12 protein-coding genes, 1 pseudogene and 1 riboswitch are annotated in these 16,440 nt (G+C 43.9%); of the genes and pseudogenes, 6 read left to right on the plus strand and 7 right to left on the minus strand.

Features of this window, described 5'->3' with window-relative positions; genetic code table 11:
- The first annotated feature begins 118 nt into the window (after window positions 1-118).
- Window positions 119-1,291 carry an NO-inducible flavohemoprotein gene (hmpA, locus tag GZK95_RS16415; protein ID WP_075715966.1) on the plus strand — a complete coding sequence of 391 codons (1,173 nt, stop codon included), beginning with the start codon at window positions 119-121 and terminating at the stop codon, window positions 1,289-1,291.
- Between the two features lie 138 nt (window positions 1,292-1,429).
- On the opposite strand, the gene pyrC is transcribed toward hmpA, so the two are convergent.
- On the minus strand, window positions 1,430-2,458 hold the full coding sequence (gene pyrC, locus GZK95_RS16420; protein WP_075715965.1) for a dihydroorotase: 1,029 nt from the start codon (window positions 2,456-2,458) through the stop codon (window positions 1,430-1,432).
- Window positions 2,459-2,740: 282 nt separating this feature from the next.
- On the opposite strand from pyrC, the pseudogene GZK95_RS16425 reads away from it, so the two are divergent.
- Window positions 2,741-3,589, plus strand: a pseudogene (locus GZK95_RS16425) (MOSC domain-containing protein); the annotation flags it as partial.
- A gap of 27 nt (window positions 3,590-3,616) precedes the next feature.
- On the plus strand, window positions 3,617-3,868 hold the full coding sequence (locus tag GZK95_RS22560) for a 2Fe-2S iron-sulfur cluster-binding protein (protein WP_455570246.1): 252 nt from the start codon (window positions 3,617-3,619) through the stop codon (window positions 3,866-3,868).
- Between the two features lie 80 nt (window positions 3,869-3,948).
- On the opposite strand, the gene GZK95_RS16430 is transcribed toward GZK95_RS22560, so the two are convergent.
- Window positions 3,949-4,860 carry a DMT family transporter gene (locus GZK95_RS16430; RefSeq protein WP_075715963.1) on the minus strand — a complete coding sequence of 304 codons (912 nt, stop codon included), beginning with the start codon at window positions 4,858-4,860 and terminating at the stop codon, window positions 3,949-3,951.
- 100 nt (window positions 4,861-4,960) lie between these two features.
- Between GZK95_RS16430 and GZK95_RS16435 the strand changes: the two genes are divergently transcribed.
- On the plus strand, window positions 4,961-5,767 hold the full coding sequence (locus GZK95_RS16435) for an AraC family transcriptional regulator (RefSeq protein WP_075715962.1): 807 nt from the start codon (window positions 4,961-4,963) through the stop codon (window positions 5,765-5,767).
- A gap of 436 nt (window positions 5,768-6,203) precedes the next feature.
- Complete coding sequence (locus tag GZK95_RS16440) at window positions 6,204-7,658, plus strand: toxin-antitoxin system YwqK family antitoxin (protein WP_075715961.1); 1,455 nt, start codon at window positions 6,204-6,206, stop codon at window positions 7,656-7,658.
- 248 nt (window positions 7,659-7,906) lie between these two features.
- Here GZK95_RS16440 and GZK95_RS16445 read toward each other — a convergent pair whose 3' ends face one another.
- Window positions 7,907-9,487, minus strand: a complete 1,581-nt coding sequence (locus tag GZK95_RS16445) for a Na+/H+ antiporter NhaC family protein (RefSeq protein ID WP_075715960.1) — start codon at window positions 9,485-9,487, stop codon at window positions 7,907-7,909.
- Between the two features lie 88 nt (window positions 9,488-9,575).
- Window positions 9,576-9,749, minus strand: a riboswitch (Lysine riboswitch).
- 282 nt (window positions 9,750-10,031) lie between these two features.
- Between GZK95_RS16445 and GZK95_RS16450 the strand changes: the two genes are divergently transcribed.
- Window positions 10,032-11,681 (plus strand): SgrR family transcriptional regulator, encoded by a 1,650-nt coding sequence (locus GZK95_RS16450; RefSeq protein WP_075715959.1) that lies wholly within the window; start codon window positions 10,032-10,034, stop codon window positions 11,679-11,681.
- Between the two features lie 132 nt (window positions 11,682-11,813).
- Here GZK95_RS16450 and GZK95_RS16455 read toward each other — a convergent pair whose 3' ends face one another.
- From GZK95_RS16455 to GZK95_RS16470, 4 genes are all read right to left on the minus strand, one after another.
- Window positions 11,814-12,377, minus strand: coding sequence for an outer membrane beta-barrel protein (locus GZK95_RS16455; RefSeq protein ID WP_075706064.1), 564 nt, complete (start codon window positions 12,375-12,377; stop codon window positions 11,814-11,816).
- 164 nt (window positions 12,378-12,541) lie between these two features.
- Window positions 12,542-14,044 carry a GGDEF domain-containing protein gene (locus GZK95_RS22420; protein ID WP_075715958.1) on the minus strand — a complete coding sequence of 501 codons (1,503 nt, stop codon included), beginning with the start codon at window positions 14,042-14,044 and terminating at the stop codon, window positions 12,542-12,544.
- On the minus strand, window positions 14,041-15,078 hold the full coding sequence (locus GZK95_RS16465) for a BMP family ABC transporter substrate-binding protein (protein ID WP_083626340.1): 1,038 nt from the start codon (window positions 15,076-15,078) through the stop codon (window positions 14,041-14,043). The genes GZK95_RS22420 and GZK95_RS16465 overlap by 4 nt, the downstream gene beginning before the upstream one ends.
- A gap of 204 nt (window positions 15,079-15,282) precedes the next feature.
- Complete coding sequence (locus GZK95_RS16470; RefSeq protein WP_075715957.1) at window positions 15,283-16,350, minus strand: zinc ABC transporter substrate-binding protein; 1,068 nt, start codon at window positions 16,348-16,350, stop codon at window positions 15,283-15,285.
- Between the last annotated feature and the right edge of the window lie 90 nt (window positions 16,351-16,440).

Here is a 16,440-nt window from a genome sequence, read left to right on the forward strand (position 1 = left end):
CGGTGTTTTCAAACTTGGCATCATTCCTGCTGTTGTCCAGCCAGCTCTCAAAATAGCGAGCGATACCCATCAAGTTAAGTTGTCACTTGGGTATAAAATAATCAGGAGAAAAGCTCTTATGCTCAACGAAAACCATATTGCAGTTGTTAAAAGTACCATTCCTTTGTTGGAGAGCGCAGGCCCTGCGTTAACTCAACACTTTTATCAGCGCATGTTCAGCCACAACCCAGAATTGAAAGATATTTTTAATATGACGCACCAAAAAACTGGGCGTCAGAGTGTGGCGTTGTTCGAAGCCATTGCTGCGTATGCAAAAAACATCGAAAACCTTGCAGCGTTGACTCAGGCGGTTGAGCGTATCGCTCATAAGCACACCAGTTTCAACATTCAAGCCGCGCACTACCAAATCGTGGGTAATCATTTGATTGAGACACTTCGTGAGCTTGTGCCCGATGCGTTTACCTCTGAGGTGGAAGAAGCATGGACTGCCGCTTATCTATTTTTAGCTCAAGTGTTTATTGATCGTGAAGAGCAAATCTACCAAGCCAATGAGAATACCGATGGTGGTTGGCGTGGTGCGCGAGAATTCATTATTGAGCGAAAAACACCAGAATCAGCGTTGGTGACTAGCTTTGAGTTACGACCCCTTGATGGCAAGCCTGTCGCCAATTTTGCCCCGGGGCAGTACCTTGGTATTGAAGTTAAACCTTCTGCTAGCGAGCATGTCGAAATTCGTCAGTACTCCTTGTCACAAGCATCCAACGGTGAAAGCTACCGTATTTCGGTCAAGAAAGAAGGGGCGCAAGAAAGCGAAGCGACGTATCAAGGCTTAGTTTCCCACTATTTGCACAATGAGTTACAAGTGGGTGACTCTTTAATGGTGTATCCACCTGCCGGTGAGTTTTTCTATCAAGCAACGGAAAAACCAGTCGTTTTAATTGCCGCAGGGGTTGGGGCGACACCGATTCAAGCTATGGCTCAAACACTTTCAGAGCAGAATAAAAGCAATGTGAGCTACTTCTATGCGTGTGAATCTGAGCCGCAACATACCTTTGCTAAAGAAACTGAGCAGCTTATCAAGCAACATAACTGGCAGCACCAAGTTTGGTATCGAGATCAACATGGCGTGATGGATCTCGCTCAAGTGTCGCAAATAGCGGTGAATGAGGCGGAGTTCTATTTGTGTGGTCCGGTTGCTTTTATGGAGCATATCGTTAAGCAGCTTGAGCAACTTGGCGTAGCACGCGAACGTATTCATTATGAAGTGTTTGGTCCACATGCTTATTTGTAAGTAAAAACGTGGACAAGATGATAGAGATATCAGATCAGAACCCCGCTTTTTAGCGGGGTTCTGTTTTAATAAGCGATAGCACTAGACAAAGATATCGGGCCCTTTTGCTTTACGCTGTTTTGCGCAGCAAGCAAAGGCTTATTTTACTGTCCAAGTAACTTGTTCACCGGCTTTAATTGGCACAACAATATCATCGCCAAATGGCATGCTTGCAGGGACGTCCCAAGACTCTTTACTCAGTGTCACGGTATCTGCGTTGCGAGGTAGACCATAAAAATCTGGACCGTTGTGGCTAGCAAATGCTTCTAAGTGTTCCAGTTTGCCCTCTTGCTCAAATACTTCTGCATAGAGTTCAAGTGCTGCGTGAGCTGTGTATGAACCTGCGCAACCACAGGCTGCTTCTTTCTTGCCCTTAGCGTGTGGCGCAGAATCGGTACCTAAGAAAAACTTCTTGCTACCACTGGTTGCCGCGGCAACTAATGCCTGTTGGTGGGTATTGCGCTTTAAAATTGGTAAACAGTAGAAGTGAGGCTTAATGCCACCCACTAACATATGGTTACGGTTATACATTAGGTGGTGAGCGGTGATTGTTGCCGCAACATTGTCACCTGCTTTAGCGACAAACTCTGCAGCATCAGCAGTGGTAATGTGCTCAAGTACGATTTTTAGATTTGGAAAATCGTTAACGATAGGTGCAAGTACGGTTTCAAGGAACGCTTTTTCACGGTCGAAGATATCGACATCATGGTGGGTTACTTCACCGTGCACCAGCAGCAACATACCAACTTCTTCCATCGCTTCTAAAACGTGGTAGATATTTTTAGCAGATGTCACACCTGAGTCTGAGTTTGTGGTTGCCCCCGCAGGGTATAGCTTAGCAGCGAATACTTTGCCTGATGCTTTCGCTTTACGAATTTCATCTGCAGTCGTGTTATCTGTTAGGTAAAGCGCCATTAGCGGCTCAAACTGCTCGCTTGGCTTCTCTGCCATAATGCGTTCGCGATAGGCTAGTGCAAGCTCAGTGTTGGTAATCGGTGGGATAGTGTTTGGCATGATCAGCGCGCGTCCGTTGTAGCGGCTAATATCTCGTACGGTATCTTTTAGAACTTCGCCATCGCGAAGGTGAACGTGCCAGTCATCCGGACGAGTAATCGTAATAGTTGTCATGTTTGCTCCCACCATGAGTAAGTTGTCTGATTGGAGCCTAAACTACGGATTTTTAGAAAAACACATAGGCTTAGGCGACAGGATGATAGAGGAAAGCGGTGAGGATTTCACCCACTTTTTTACCCGTTAGTTGCGTTTGTTGAACAATTAGCCAAACGTTTGCGTGATTCCGCCAATGCCAATTGGCAATGAAAAACGATATACTAAAAACGTTATACCCAAGTCATCTTAGGGGAATCAGCACTAAGAGGTGGCTTGGGTATAACACAAAAAGGAATAGCAATGACAGCCTCAACACTTTCTCAAATTAACGTCTATCCGGTGAAGTCGGTAGGTGGCGTTTCCCTCTCGAACGCCTGGGTTGAAAAACAGGGACTTATGTTTGACCGTCGTTTTATGTTGGCTCTTGCCGATGGGGCAATGGTCACCGCACGCAAATACCCACACATGGTGAAAGTGACGTCAGTACTAACCCCCGATGGATTGATTTTCAGCGCGCCTAATCGACCGCCGCTAAAAATTCGTTATGCTGATTTTAAGATGCAGCCAACACCAGCGAAAGTATGGGGAGATGCGTTTGAAGCATACACCACGCTGGATGAAGCCGATGATTGGTTTAGCCAAGTACTCGGGAAACGCGTTGAATTACTGTTTACCGGAGAGCAATCACAACGAGTGCGAGAAAAACTCGGTCATAACGTAAGTTTTGCAGATGGTTATCCTTTGCTGTTGATCAGCCAGGGATCGCTTGATGAACTTAATCGCCGCAGTAGAGAAGTACACTCGATGGATCAGTTTCGGACCAACTTGGTCGCGGCGAGTACTGAGCCATTTATCGAGGACAGCTGGAAACGGATACGCATCGGCGAGGTGGAGTTTGAGGCAGTAAAACCATGTGAACGCTGCATATTAACGACAGTTGATGTAGAAAGTGGCAAGTTTCGCCCGAGCAAAGAGCCCTTAAAAACGCTGTCAGAGTTTAGATCGAACGACGCTGGTGGTGTGTTTTTTGGTCAAAATTTGGTGGCAAAAAATGAAGGTTTAATTCGAGTCGGTGACGAGATTACAGTGCTTGAATATAAGCAGAAAGAACGTTATGTCGAGCGAATTAGTGAGAGTTTTTCTGCAACATCTGACACCATCTCTGCACAAAAAGAACTGAAGGTTTGCGTCAATGGACAGCACTTTACCGCTGATAATCAGCGTTCTTTGCTAGAGCAAGCGGAAGAAGTAGGGATCAACATACCGAATAGTTGCCGTGCTGGTTTATGTGGAGCATGCCGAGTTAAGGTTGTTGATGGTGAGGTGAATCACCCTGATGTGCCCGCATATGAGCATATTGATGCCGCTGGTGGCGAGATTTTAGCGTGTTGCGCAGTGCCTAAAACAGATATAGAAGTCAGTTACTAAGTAATAAAAAACCAGCTTGTAAAAAAGCTGGTTTTTTATGCTTAAGTCAGTGCAACTGAAGTATTACTACTAAGGTTGCCTTATTGCGCCGGGTCGTTATTTAAAATAGTTGGCTCAATATTGTCATTTTTCTTATTACGCTTGATTTGCGCCAAAATAACCCCGCTAATTACCATGATGCCGCCAATCAGATGATAGATGTGAATGGTTTCCCCAAGCGTCGTGGCGGCAAGTGTTACCGCTACAACAGGGAGTAAGTTCATAAACATGGCACTGTTGTCGGCACCTATAGCATCAATGGATTTGATCCACATCCAAGGCGCAGCAATTGACGCTGCGATAGAGGCAAACAGAATAATTGGCACTGAATCAACAGGGGGGAGTAGTTGATCGCTGGTGAGCCAAATTGGCGCCAACATGACCATTGCACAGAAACCTTGCATGTAAATTAAAATAGTATTCGGTAGATGCATTTTCCAACGTTTTAGCAGAACACAGTATAGCGCGTAGGCTAATGACGCTATAACCATTAACCCATCACCTTGAGTAATGCTTTGCGATAGGAAGAACAGCATATCGCCTTTGCCAAGCATGTATGCCAAACCAATTAAAGAGATAGCTCCACCAATGATACCGTTTAGGGAAATGGGCTTGCCTAATAACGGCACACTTAAAAATATCGCCATAAGGGGGACTAACGAGCTAATTAGAGCCATGTTTGATGCCGTCGTCGTCACCGCTGCGTAATAGCCACAAGATTGGTTGATCACCATCCCCAACAAACCAAGGCATGCCAGTTTGGCTAAGTTTGGTTTGATTTCTCCCCAAAGTCGGATCACTTTGACTAAGCAAAAAGGCGTCAAAATAACGATTGCGAATAACCAGCGATAGAAGCTCATTGCACTCGGCTCGATGATTGATGCTGCCATTTTGCTGGCAATCGCGTTCATGCCCCAGATGAAAACAGTAAATAACGGCAGTAGGTAAATCATGTGAACTTCATCGCAGTTTAAAAAAGTGGCGGCTAGTGTCGCAGGTCTATATAATAGTATGTATCTCTAAAGCGACATAATGCGTTCTAGGAAGACAAGTTTGAGAAAATCTGCAAAACACCTTCACCCTTCATTATCGATTGATAAAGCACCATCCGATGTGTTTATGAATTTTGAGGCATTTCTCTCTAACACAGAGACGCGAGTTCACAGCCATCCATGGGGGCAAGTTCAGTTAATCAGTGGCGGTATCCTTGAAATGGAAGTGGAAGATACCCGCTTTCTAGCGCCGCCACATCTCGCGATATGGGTTCCGCCAGGTGTTATGCACAAAAGCTATAACCGTAAGCCACTTTCATACTGCTCACTTAACGTTGCTCTTGAGCTTACGGCGAGCTTCCCAGACAAGACCAGTTTGATCCGAGTGACACCAATCGCCTCCGCGATTGTTGACGACTTTCGCGCAAGACGCATCAATATTGCAGAAACAGAAGCCGATAAGCGCTTAGTACAAGTTTTACTTGATCAGCTCGCAACCCGAGACACTCAGCATCACTTTTTGCCATCCACGGACAACAAATATTTGGCACCTATTCTCGCAGCCGTAGAAGAAGACCCAACCGATACAACCAGTTTGTCTGACTGGGCCGAGAGGGTGCATACTACCGAGCGTACTTTAGCTAGACACTGCCAAGCAGACTTAGGAATGAGCTTTACCGAGTGGCGTTTGCGCGTTCGATATCTCTATTCAATGGAATTGCTGCAAAAGGGACAATCTGTCAAAGAGGTAGCGTTTACGCTGGGCTATAACCAAGCCAGCCCGTTTATCTCGATGTTTAAAAAGTACTCCGGCATGACCCCCGAGCAGTATAAGAATCGTCTGAGCAGCGACCGGGTTCATGGGTGAAATATGCTTATCGATGAAACCATACTCTGTCTAAATAAAATATTAACCGATCCTCTTTCAAGTCATTAAGTTCCCTTAAATGGGTGGCCTACGCAGTGACGTTTGAATTTAAAACCAACACGATTTAAACATTGTAGAGTGCTTTTATTCCGCCATTTAGGACAGAGAGTATAGAGCCACCTATAGTCTTAATTTAAGAGTTCTAATATCAATGGTTGATAGGTGGCTATTGACAGTTTACGCATAATCTTGGGTGTGGATAAATTATGAGTGGATTATATGTAACTTAGAACTTTACATTAAAATAGTGTTTACCATCTCGCACACATTACGTTGCTTAGAGTTATTAATATTGCTTTAAATACATGATAATAAGTGACGTCCCCATGCAGAGTTCAGAGCATTACCACTAAACGTAAGTTCAAGGAAAGATAAGATGCGTATTGCAACCAAACTGGTGCTCACATTAGCTTGTATCCTAATTAGCCCATTTGCTAAGACTGAGCCCATGTGGCTAAACACAAAAGGCGAGCTTGTCACATCTGAAACAGAAGCAGCGTTTTACATTACTGAGGAAATAAAACAGGCAGATGGATTATTGCAGTTTAAGGCCTACTATGTGGGTGGAAAAACCGTTGCTTTTGAAGGAACAAAGATAGGAACTGATCTCTCTAACTCAATCTGGGTCGGAATATTCAAGTATTATCACCGGAATGGTAATTTGTCCCAGATAATACATCTTAATGACAAAGGACAAACCGAGGGCACGACCAGTTATTTTGACGAAAATGGACAATTACAAGCTCAGGCTAACTTTGTAAATGGCTTAAAATCTGGTGAATCAACAACATATTATGAATCTGGTCTTTTGGAATCAAGAGTAAACTATGTCGATGGTAAACTACAAGGTAGTAAGCTTGAATATCATGATAGTGCCGATGTGATTAAAGCGACTACTAAGTATGATGACAAAGGGAGAATAGTTTCTTCTCAGGAATTTACGATAGATGGCGAACTTATCCATGATTTCGTAGCTACCTACACAGATCAAAAAGTGGTGAGTGATGAAAAGAAATTCAAAGACTCTGTAGTTATTTTTAACAAGCATATTGATGAAATTAGTGATTCAAAGATCGTCGAACATTTTGATGAATCGGGAAAACTATATTCACGTTATGAAAAGCTCAATGGTAAGGAACACAATCGACAAGTCCATGTGGACATCCTCAATAATGTTAGAGAAGAAAACTATACTCATGGAGTTCTTCACGGAGTATATTCAATAATCGATGAAAATGGGTTTGTAAAGTCTAAGGGGCTATACTTTAATGGAAACAAAACTGGTCGTTGGGAATATTATTATGATCAGATACACTATATTGATAACTACAATTCTGACGGTAGTAAACATGGTCAATCGACCGCACGAAAAGATAATAAATTATTAAGTTTGAATCATTATCATAATGGTAAGTTACATGGGCATAGTGAATCACATTCTAAAGCAGGCATGCTATTAAGCGTAGGCTCATATCTTAATGGAAAGCGAGATGGTCATTGGCAATACCGTAGCATAGATCGCTCAATGACCTGGAGAGGCTCTTATCACCAAGGTAAAAGAGTTGGCGCATGGAATGCTTATTTAGATTCGGGTCATAAAGTCGCAGCGGAAACCTACGATGAAAATGGTTTAAAAGATGGCATTAACTACTATTTCTTCAAAGACAGCAATCAAGTTAGCTACACCGAAGAATATGAACATGGGGTTAAAAATGGTGCGTTTAGCTATTATAGAAAAAATGGTAAGCCAACTTTTACTGAAGAGTATGAAAATGACGTTAAAGTGAACATTATTCTTTACGATCTTTCTGGTTTGATTATTGAGGAATAGCAAATTAATAGTAACATCCGTACTTAAATTATTCTTAATATTTTAATTTACCTTGCATCTAACTCATTGAAACGTGGTTAATTGATTCGATGCTTTATGGTATTAGCAATAACTGAATTTGAACCTACTATCTCTCCAGTTTTAAATTGGGCTAGTCAAATTTATCGCGCTCTTTATAGAGTTGCTGAAACCCAAATAAGAAAAGCGCCTGTAGGCGCTTTTCTTATGTTATTTGTGTATATGGCTTATTACGCTTTGGCTAAAACCATACTGACTTGATTTTTGCGCATCGCGTACAGACAGAATAGCAAGAACCAAGCGCCGCTCACCGCCACACCAATCCATGCCGAATGGGTATAACCAATTGCCACATAACCAAGCAGCGCACCAAATGCCACTGACGTTGCGTATGGTAACTGAGTTAGCACGTGATCCATATGATGGCAGCCAGCCCCTGTTGCCGACAAAATGCTGGTGCTTGAAATTGGGGAACTGTGGTCACCAAATACTGCACCGGCTAACACTGCTGACAGCATCGGTAGTAGCATCTGAATATCACTTGCCGCAGCAATATCACCCGCTAATGGCAGCATAATACCGAATGTGCCCCAACTCGTGCCAGTTGCAAACGCCATTGCACATGAGAGGACGAACACAACCGCAGGCAGCATTTCAACTGGGATGTTACCGTTTGCCATCGAGGCTAGGTACATACCTGTTTTCATATCACGTACCACTGCACCAATTGTCCATGCAAAGAACAGAATTACAATTGCTGGCATCATCGCACTGATACCTTGCGGGGCTGCTTCCTTCCATGTTTTGGCGCTGAGTTTCAAACGCAGTGCTAGACCGATAGACACAACCAAGCTACAGATAGCACCGTAAACTAATGATGAGCCTACGTTTGTGTTTTCAAATGAACCAATGACGCTAAATGGCAAGCCTTTCTCTGTAAGAACTGCTGAACCTGAGTCAATCATAAAGTACACGGTTGCTAGAGTCAGAGTCAGAATTGGCAACACCATATCAATCATACCGCCGTTGCTGTTTTCCGGCGTTTCGATATCCAAACCAACAGGGCGTCCGCGAGATTCGTCCCACAACTTACCTTCTAGCGCCCAATCTTCATGTTTACGCATTGGACCAATATCAAGCTGAAATGCGATGACAAACACGACCATCACCAAAGTAAACACTGCGTAGAGGTTCATCGGAATCATTTCTACGAATGCAGAAATTGGGCTTTGGTCAGTGACGTGGTGCGCAGCCATGATACCGCCGATAAGGGCAATGATGTAAGCGCCCCAAGAAGAGATTGGCATTAATACACACACCGGTGCCGCCGTTGAGTCGAGCAGGTAAGCTAGCTTGGCTCGCGAGATTTGGAAACGGTCAGTCACTGGGCGACAAATCGCACCCACGGATAGGCTGTGGAAGAAGTCGTCAATAAAGAAGATGAATACCATCAGACCGGTCAGAGATTTGGCGCTGCGGCGATCTTTACAACGTACTGCAGCCCAATCGGCAAACGCTTGTGTTGCACCAGAGACACTCATTAAGCTGATGAGTGCGCCCAATAGCAACATAAAGATGATCATGTTGGCGTTTTCGCTGTTCAACGTACCGTCAGCCCATACTAAATGAATCACTTTATTGAACAGGTAATGCGCAGTCTCTAACGGCGAAAACTGATTGAGCATTAAAGCACCAGCAACAATACCAGCGCCAAGTGACAGCAATACGCGACGCGTAGTGACTGCCAGAATCACCGCCAGAAGGGGCGGTACCACAGACATCAAAGAGTCTGAAAAATTAATGAGGTTCATAATCTCTACACCTACAACTATAAGGTGGAGATCTACCGAAAAGAGGTGTAACGAAGACGTCTGAAGAAATGACAAAAGACTTGTTACCCCTTCAGGTAGCGCTCCATAGGACATAATACTATGGCAGTTCTGTGCCTATTCGACACAGACCCAGCCACTGAGCATGACGGCTCAAGTGACTTCGGCGCTGACTCCTTTCTCCGGCATCATCGGGATCATCCTCCGCTCGGTTACTATTAGGCAGCGCGCCTCTACTGATTAAGGGTTTACCGCGACATAATAACAGGCGGGTGGAGCAAAACAAGAACTATATCACGCCAATTGGGAATCAAATTCGATGATCAACTGCTTCCGTGGTTAATGTTTGAACGTTTACTTCGATTAGGCGTGTGTTAGCAAGATTATACGTTTAGGAAACTAAAGTTATGAGTGATGCAAACGTTGATCTCTTAACCCCATCTTTGCCTATTGACCTACTACTACTGCTAAGATTAGTGGATGTGTATCAAGAGTCGATAAAGACTCTTTGACGTCAAGGGAGCATATGTCTGAGCTTATCAGCACTATTCACTTGCAGCGCCTAAAGCAGCTCGAAGACAGCTTTGGTCATGGTGAGGTTGAAGTTACCATTCCTGAGCTGGCGGAGGTTTTATTTTGTTCGACGCGGAATGTGTCCAAAATAATGAGTAAACTTCAGACGCTAGATTGGATTCATTGGTCAGCTGGAAGGGGGAGAGGTAACAAGTCGCACTTTGCTATTCTCAGCAGTTTTGAAGAGTTGTTGCTTAGTAAAATACAATCAAAAATTAGAACGGGCAGTTTGAACGACGCCTATCAGATTGCCGAGGTGTTTCATTGTCAGGAATGGTTCACACAGAATCTGCCCAAATGGCTAGAAACCTTTTCTGAAAATCGAGACAACTCAGATGATGTTATTTTCTTAATTCCGTATCCTCTAGAGCGTTGTCATCCTCTTGATTTATTTGATATCCACTCTGGTCTGTATGCGAGAGTATTGTTTGATACACTGGTCAAATTTGACCCAGCAAGCCGAACTTTTCAGCCCCATTTAGCTCATCAATTTCAAACAACAGAGTTTGGTATCGCATTTAGAATTCGCCCCAATGTGCACTTTCATAACGGTGTATTACTCACCCCGCAGTTGGTTTGTGAGCATTTAAATCGATTAAGAAATCACAGTCCGTTATACCAGCAGCTACTATCTGCCGTGGATAGTTTTGAAGTGAATAAGCAATGGGTAGAGATGCGATTGAATCGCGATGATCCTATGTTGCTGCATCTATTCGCGGATATTCACTTCGCGATTTTTCTCGACAATGACGCAGAGTCAGGCTTTCCTATTGGCACTGGCAGTTACAGTTGGGAGCAGCGCTCAGAATCCTGTTGGACACTAGTCAAAAATGAGCGCTATTTTGGGCTTCATGGAATTGTTCGGCGGGCTGATTTTTGGCGTGTAGATGCAAAGCAAATACACAGTGAGCAATACATTATCGAGTATGAAAGCATCAACACATCAGAGGCTCTAGGGAGTAATGACATTCAAATTAATGGATGTAACGCTGTCTGTTTTCATCAGCGTTTGTCGCAGGATATACGTGAGTTATTAGTCCTAATTTTTAAAGCAAAGCTTCGAGATAACGGTAATAAACCGAGGAACTTTTGTTCGACATTGATTGGCTATGATAACGCATCCGAGTTTGATGAAAGTGAGTCAAGCGAACCGAGTCTAGAGCAACTCAAAACCCTTGAGTTTTCAACTCTGCGTTATTGTGTTGACGACGAAGCGATGATCCAACCCGTGCTGAGTTACTTGCGTAATGCAGGGGTAAGACTGGAGCCTGTTTCTACCTTTAACCAAGCAGATTTCTGGATAGGAGATTACTCTTTTGGTAAAGATGTACTCCTAGGTCAATATTATTGGTTGCTATTTAGTGATTATGCTCAGCTTATTTTACCCGTCATGATGATTCAACAATGGTTGGATAAACTGGCAATGAACCCTTGTTTATCCCAACTGTTTGATCACTTAGAGCGCAGTTGTATTGCCGATTGCCGCATTTTACCGCTTTGGAGAAAAGCGACACGCTACAAATGTCACCCATCAATCAAGGGTAACCACCCTCATTCTTATGGTTTGATGAATTTGGCAGACATTTGGTTGGATAAGAGGTAACGGCTTAATCAGTTGGTAAGTTATGCCAAAGGGTATCGCGAAGTCTGTGTCGTTATTTGGGGTGGGGTGTTTGCCCCTTCCCCCAAATGATGAAGACTGCGTGAGTCCTATAAGTCGAGTCTGTTGATACTGTTAGAATCGGTAACCAACATCCAGTGTCCATTGGCCAAGGTCAAGCCCGCTGGATTCTTTAGAGTATCCGACACCTGCGACCACATGTTCGCCAAACTCCCCTCGAACCCCAACGCTAGCGAGAAAGCTATCGTCATGGTAGGTTGCACTCTCGTGATAAGTGTCATTGTTTACGGTTCCTTTGTCCCATGACCAGCCTGCCGTTACATAAGGTTTTACAATAATTGAGTCGGCGACTTCAAAAGGGTAGCCCATACCAATGGAGGCTTGGTAACGTTTTAAATCTACGTCTAATTTGTCGAAAGTGAGAGAGTTATCGAAACTGTAATACTCGGTGTTGGACGTCGATGACATTCTAAAATCAGTAAACAAGTAATCTTTCATTGATGGCAGAATGTAGCCTTGGGAATAGATGGTGTATCCACCAAGTGTGGCATTTTGTGTAATGTCAGAGGCATAACCTGCGCCGATTGTGATACCGCTGAATAAATCTGTAAATGTATTGGCATATGTCGCACTTGAGAAGCACAGCAGACATAATGTTACTTTTGTGACACCTTTCATAGTAATTACCTCGAAAATTTGAATGTCACTAGTATGTTCAATTGGTCTGCGTATAAATAGGAACAGTTGTCCGTGCGGTGTTCAGCTTTTAATGAGTGGGTATTTTCCCATACACAAAACTAATGTGGTGCATATTTTTTAGGGCGCTCAAATAGAGCGCCAAGTTAAACTGCGCACTGATCGATATAGTTTTCTGCATAGGCTACGCTCACGCCTGAGGTCTTCGCTTTGTACATCGCTTCGTCAGCAAGTCTCATTGTATTTGTGATGTTGTTGTTCTGACCATGGTAATGGGCCACCCCAATACTGGTTGATACCTGAAATTGCGTCTGCTCAAAAAGCACAGGGCGAACAAATACGCCTACAACTTTATCAATTATCGAATTAATCGCGATAGGATGAGATGCTTGTTCAACGAGGATGACAAACTCATCACCCCCCAAGCGATATAAGGTGGCAGGAGAATCCATTAACGCCTCTTTAAGGCGTCTGGCAACCTCGACAAGTAAGACATCTCCAGCAATATGACCATAGGTATCATTGATGGCTTTGAAGCCATTTAAGTCCATGACGAGTACGCCGATATCAGGGTTCGTTTGCTTCTCTATGTCGTGAATCGCTAAGTTAAAACAATGGCGATTGGGTATTTGAGTCAGTGAGTCTGTTTTTAGCAACAGTTCGGTTGCCAACTTTGCTTGCATTAACTCACTAATATCGAGTGCAGAACATTCGATTTCGTTGTTAATAACTTGGCTGCGATTCACTTGGAAATATCGGGTCTGATTGCCAATCACAATAGAGTAATTAAAGCTATCTTCGGTCTCTTTGGCGGACAGGCGCTCGAGAAAGTCGACCATAGCAAGCTTTCGTTGAGGCGTTGCCAGCGGGCTAAACACATCAATAAACGTTGAGTTTGCACGAACTATTCGTTGCTGTTTGATATTGATAACAAACAGGCACACTTGTGTGAGGTTGTACGTTCTTGCGTGTTTTTCTTCACTGTCTTTGAGCCTTGAAATGGTGCTTTTTAATTGTCGACGCATGGTATCTAGCGCGTTAAACAAAGTGGTGATTTCCAGAAACTTTGAGTCAGTTTTTGACGGGGTGTGGTAGTCCCCATTAGCGATCTGAAACGCGACGATTTGAAGATCAGTAAACGGGCGGTTCAACGCCGCCAGAATCGTGTGGGTAAACGCGAACGATACGGCAACCAATATTAAGGTGAGGTTGAACAGTTTTGGTGCCGTGGCTTTTACAATGTTCCAAACAAAGGCAGTTTCATCTTTGTTTACGGTCAACTGTCCAATGACGTCGCCTTCTTGGTCGTTAATCGGGTAGTGGAGAGAGGTCATGCTATCCCGTTGTGCTTTGCTATTCACCACCTCAGCTAAGGTCAAACCGTATTCAAGAGAATCGAGCTTTACCGATACAATATAGTCTAGCTGCGATATCTTAGTCGCAACCAACTCCGCTTGAAGCAGATCGAACTGCGTGAGCGCTATTTTTGAGTCGAGCAACTGCTGGGCAATCACTTGCTCGTACTGATTCGTTTGCGCTTCATGTTGGTGTAGAAGGTCGTAAATGATGTAGGTGCCACCAAACAGAGCGATCGGGATTGTTGTCAGCGTCAGAAACACTGAAATAATGTATGAAGAGAGTTTTTTCATATTTGTGTTGGGCAGTACCGAGCAACTTTTTGAGAAATAGCGGTATTGTTGCCTTTGAAATCGCGCATCAATTTCGCCATCAGTTGCTTCTCTTTGTCAGTTAGGTTTGGCGTATGTGGGTTAATTGCGACATTGATTACCCCTTGTTTGATGCCAAAATGTTTACGATTACCATTCCAAATGGCGTTTTTTAACTGCATCAATGAAGCGAAAACGGCAATATCGACGCGCTTTTCAAGAGATGCTAGGTTGGTCAGCGGATAAAGGTTTGAGTAATTGTGGTCAACCCCAAAGCTCAATGCATGCCCGTTAACTTTTACTGCCTCCATGGCACCGACACTCGCATATCCTGCCGCAGGAAAAATAATATCCACTTGTTGTGCAAGCATCGTATTGGCAATGGCTTGGGCGCTGTTCAAGTCATCCCACGAGGCAAGCCCTTTGTTGATATATTGCGTCATGAGGCTTGCTTCGGGATTCGCATCTCTGATCCCAAGTTCATAACCACATTTAAAGTGATTGATAATTGGAATATCTAACCCACCAATAAATCCAATTCGGTTGGTTTTGGTTTTCAGCCCTGAAAGGTAGCCAAGCACATAACTGCCCTCAGCATGATTAAATGTTAAGCCGAGTACATTGGGTAAATGGTATGCGACATCGAGCGAAATAAAATGTACTGAAGGGAAGCTTGTGGCAACTTGGGCAAAATCTTGCTGTGAGTTTGACTCAACCACAACAATTGGGGTGTAGCCTTGTTCGGCTGCTTGGCGAAGTGAGTGCACGTAACCTTTGTCACCCACATGCTGGCGCATCACAGAAACTTGTGTTTTTTCCTCAAACTGTCGTATGCCCGCATCAATTAACGCGAGATAAGAGTCATGTTGTAATTCACTTTGGTAAATCACAACAGGTTTAAAGCTCTGTTCTTGTGCAAGAGTTGATGAGGTGCATACAACGCCAAAAATGAGCGTGATGATCGAGTACAAAGACCGAACAAAAGGAGAACAACATTGCAGTAAACGAGTATTCATGGAGCCGATTCAGTCAATTGTATTGAGATATGCACTATTTTCGGCAAGTTTATTGATGAAATTTATATTATCAAGGGCTTAGCTCTCATTTACGCTATGATGTGCTCAATTATTTTTCGCTAGCCAACGTTGGCGATGGAAATCGGAAGGAAATCCCTCCTCTGCTGTGAGGCAATGGGCAAAGGAGGGGGAAGGTCTAACGCGTTACAGTTGGCATTGTTGAACGCTCTTCAGCATGCCTTTCAGCAGATTGGTGTACTGTTCTTTGCCTGTCGCGATATTGGCACCAAGAGGGTCCATCGTACCAATGGCCGTCACTGATGAGCCTTCAAACACGGTGTTTACCAAATTAGGGTTGAATTGTGGTTCAGTAAAGACACAAGTTACCTTTAGGTTTTGCACGGTTTGATGTATCTCTTCCACTCGAGCTGGGCTCGGGTCAGATGCGTCAGAGATAGAGATGGCGCCAGCGGCTTGCAAGCCAAAACGTTTCTCGAAATATTGGTAGGCATCATGGAATACGATGAACTTAATTTCTTTTAGATCACTTGTTTGTTGCTCAATCTCTTTAGTCAGTTGATCCAATCGTGCAATTGCTGCTTTGGCATTACTTTGGTAGGTCTGTGCATTTTGTGCATCAACTTTAGACAGTTCGTCGGCGATTGATGCTAGCCATACTTGCGCATTTTTCGGGTCAAGCCATACATGAGGATCTTGACCATCGTGGTGATGACAATCGCAGTCGTGGCCGTCGTGATGATGCTCTGCGTGATCATGACCCTCTTCGTGGTGCTTATGAGCGTCGTCATGACTGTGGTCGTGATGAGCATCATGGTCTCCATGGTGGTGATCGGTATGCTCTTCATGTTTGTCATGATGATCTTCATCGTGGTGATCATGACTATGAGCTTCAAATGTTGCTCCTTCACGGAAGTCGTAAAGTGTGGTGCCGTCCACTTGCATCATTTCAATCTTAGTCGCAGAGCCAGCAATATTTTCTAGCGGCTTTTCCAACCAAGGTGTTAAGCCTTCGCCAATCCAGAATACCAGATCAGCATCTGATAGGGCTTTCGCTTCCGATGGTCGCAGAGAGTATGAATGTGGTGAAGCTTCTGGGCGAATCAATAGATCAGGTTCACCAACGCCATCCATTACTTGTGCAACTAACGAATGCAAAGGTGCAATATCCACCGCAACTTTGGGTGCTTGTGCATATGCCTGTGTGGTGACGAGTAAGCCTAGAATGGCACTGGCTAGAGTCCTTGAGAACATCTTATCTCCTAAATAATGTGTGATTTCATGTAGAAATATCAAAAGTGGCAAGTTGTTTGGTTATGTTATAACATAACAATATTGTTTAGT

Origin of the sequence: Vibrio panuliri, from assembly GCF_009938205.1 — a bacterium.
Taxonomy (GTDB): Bacteria; Pseudomonadota; Gammaproteobacteria; order Enterobacterales; family Vibrionaceae; genus Vibrio; species Vibrio panuliri.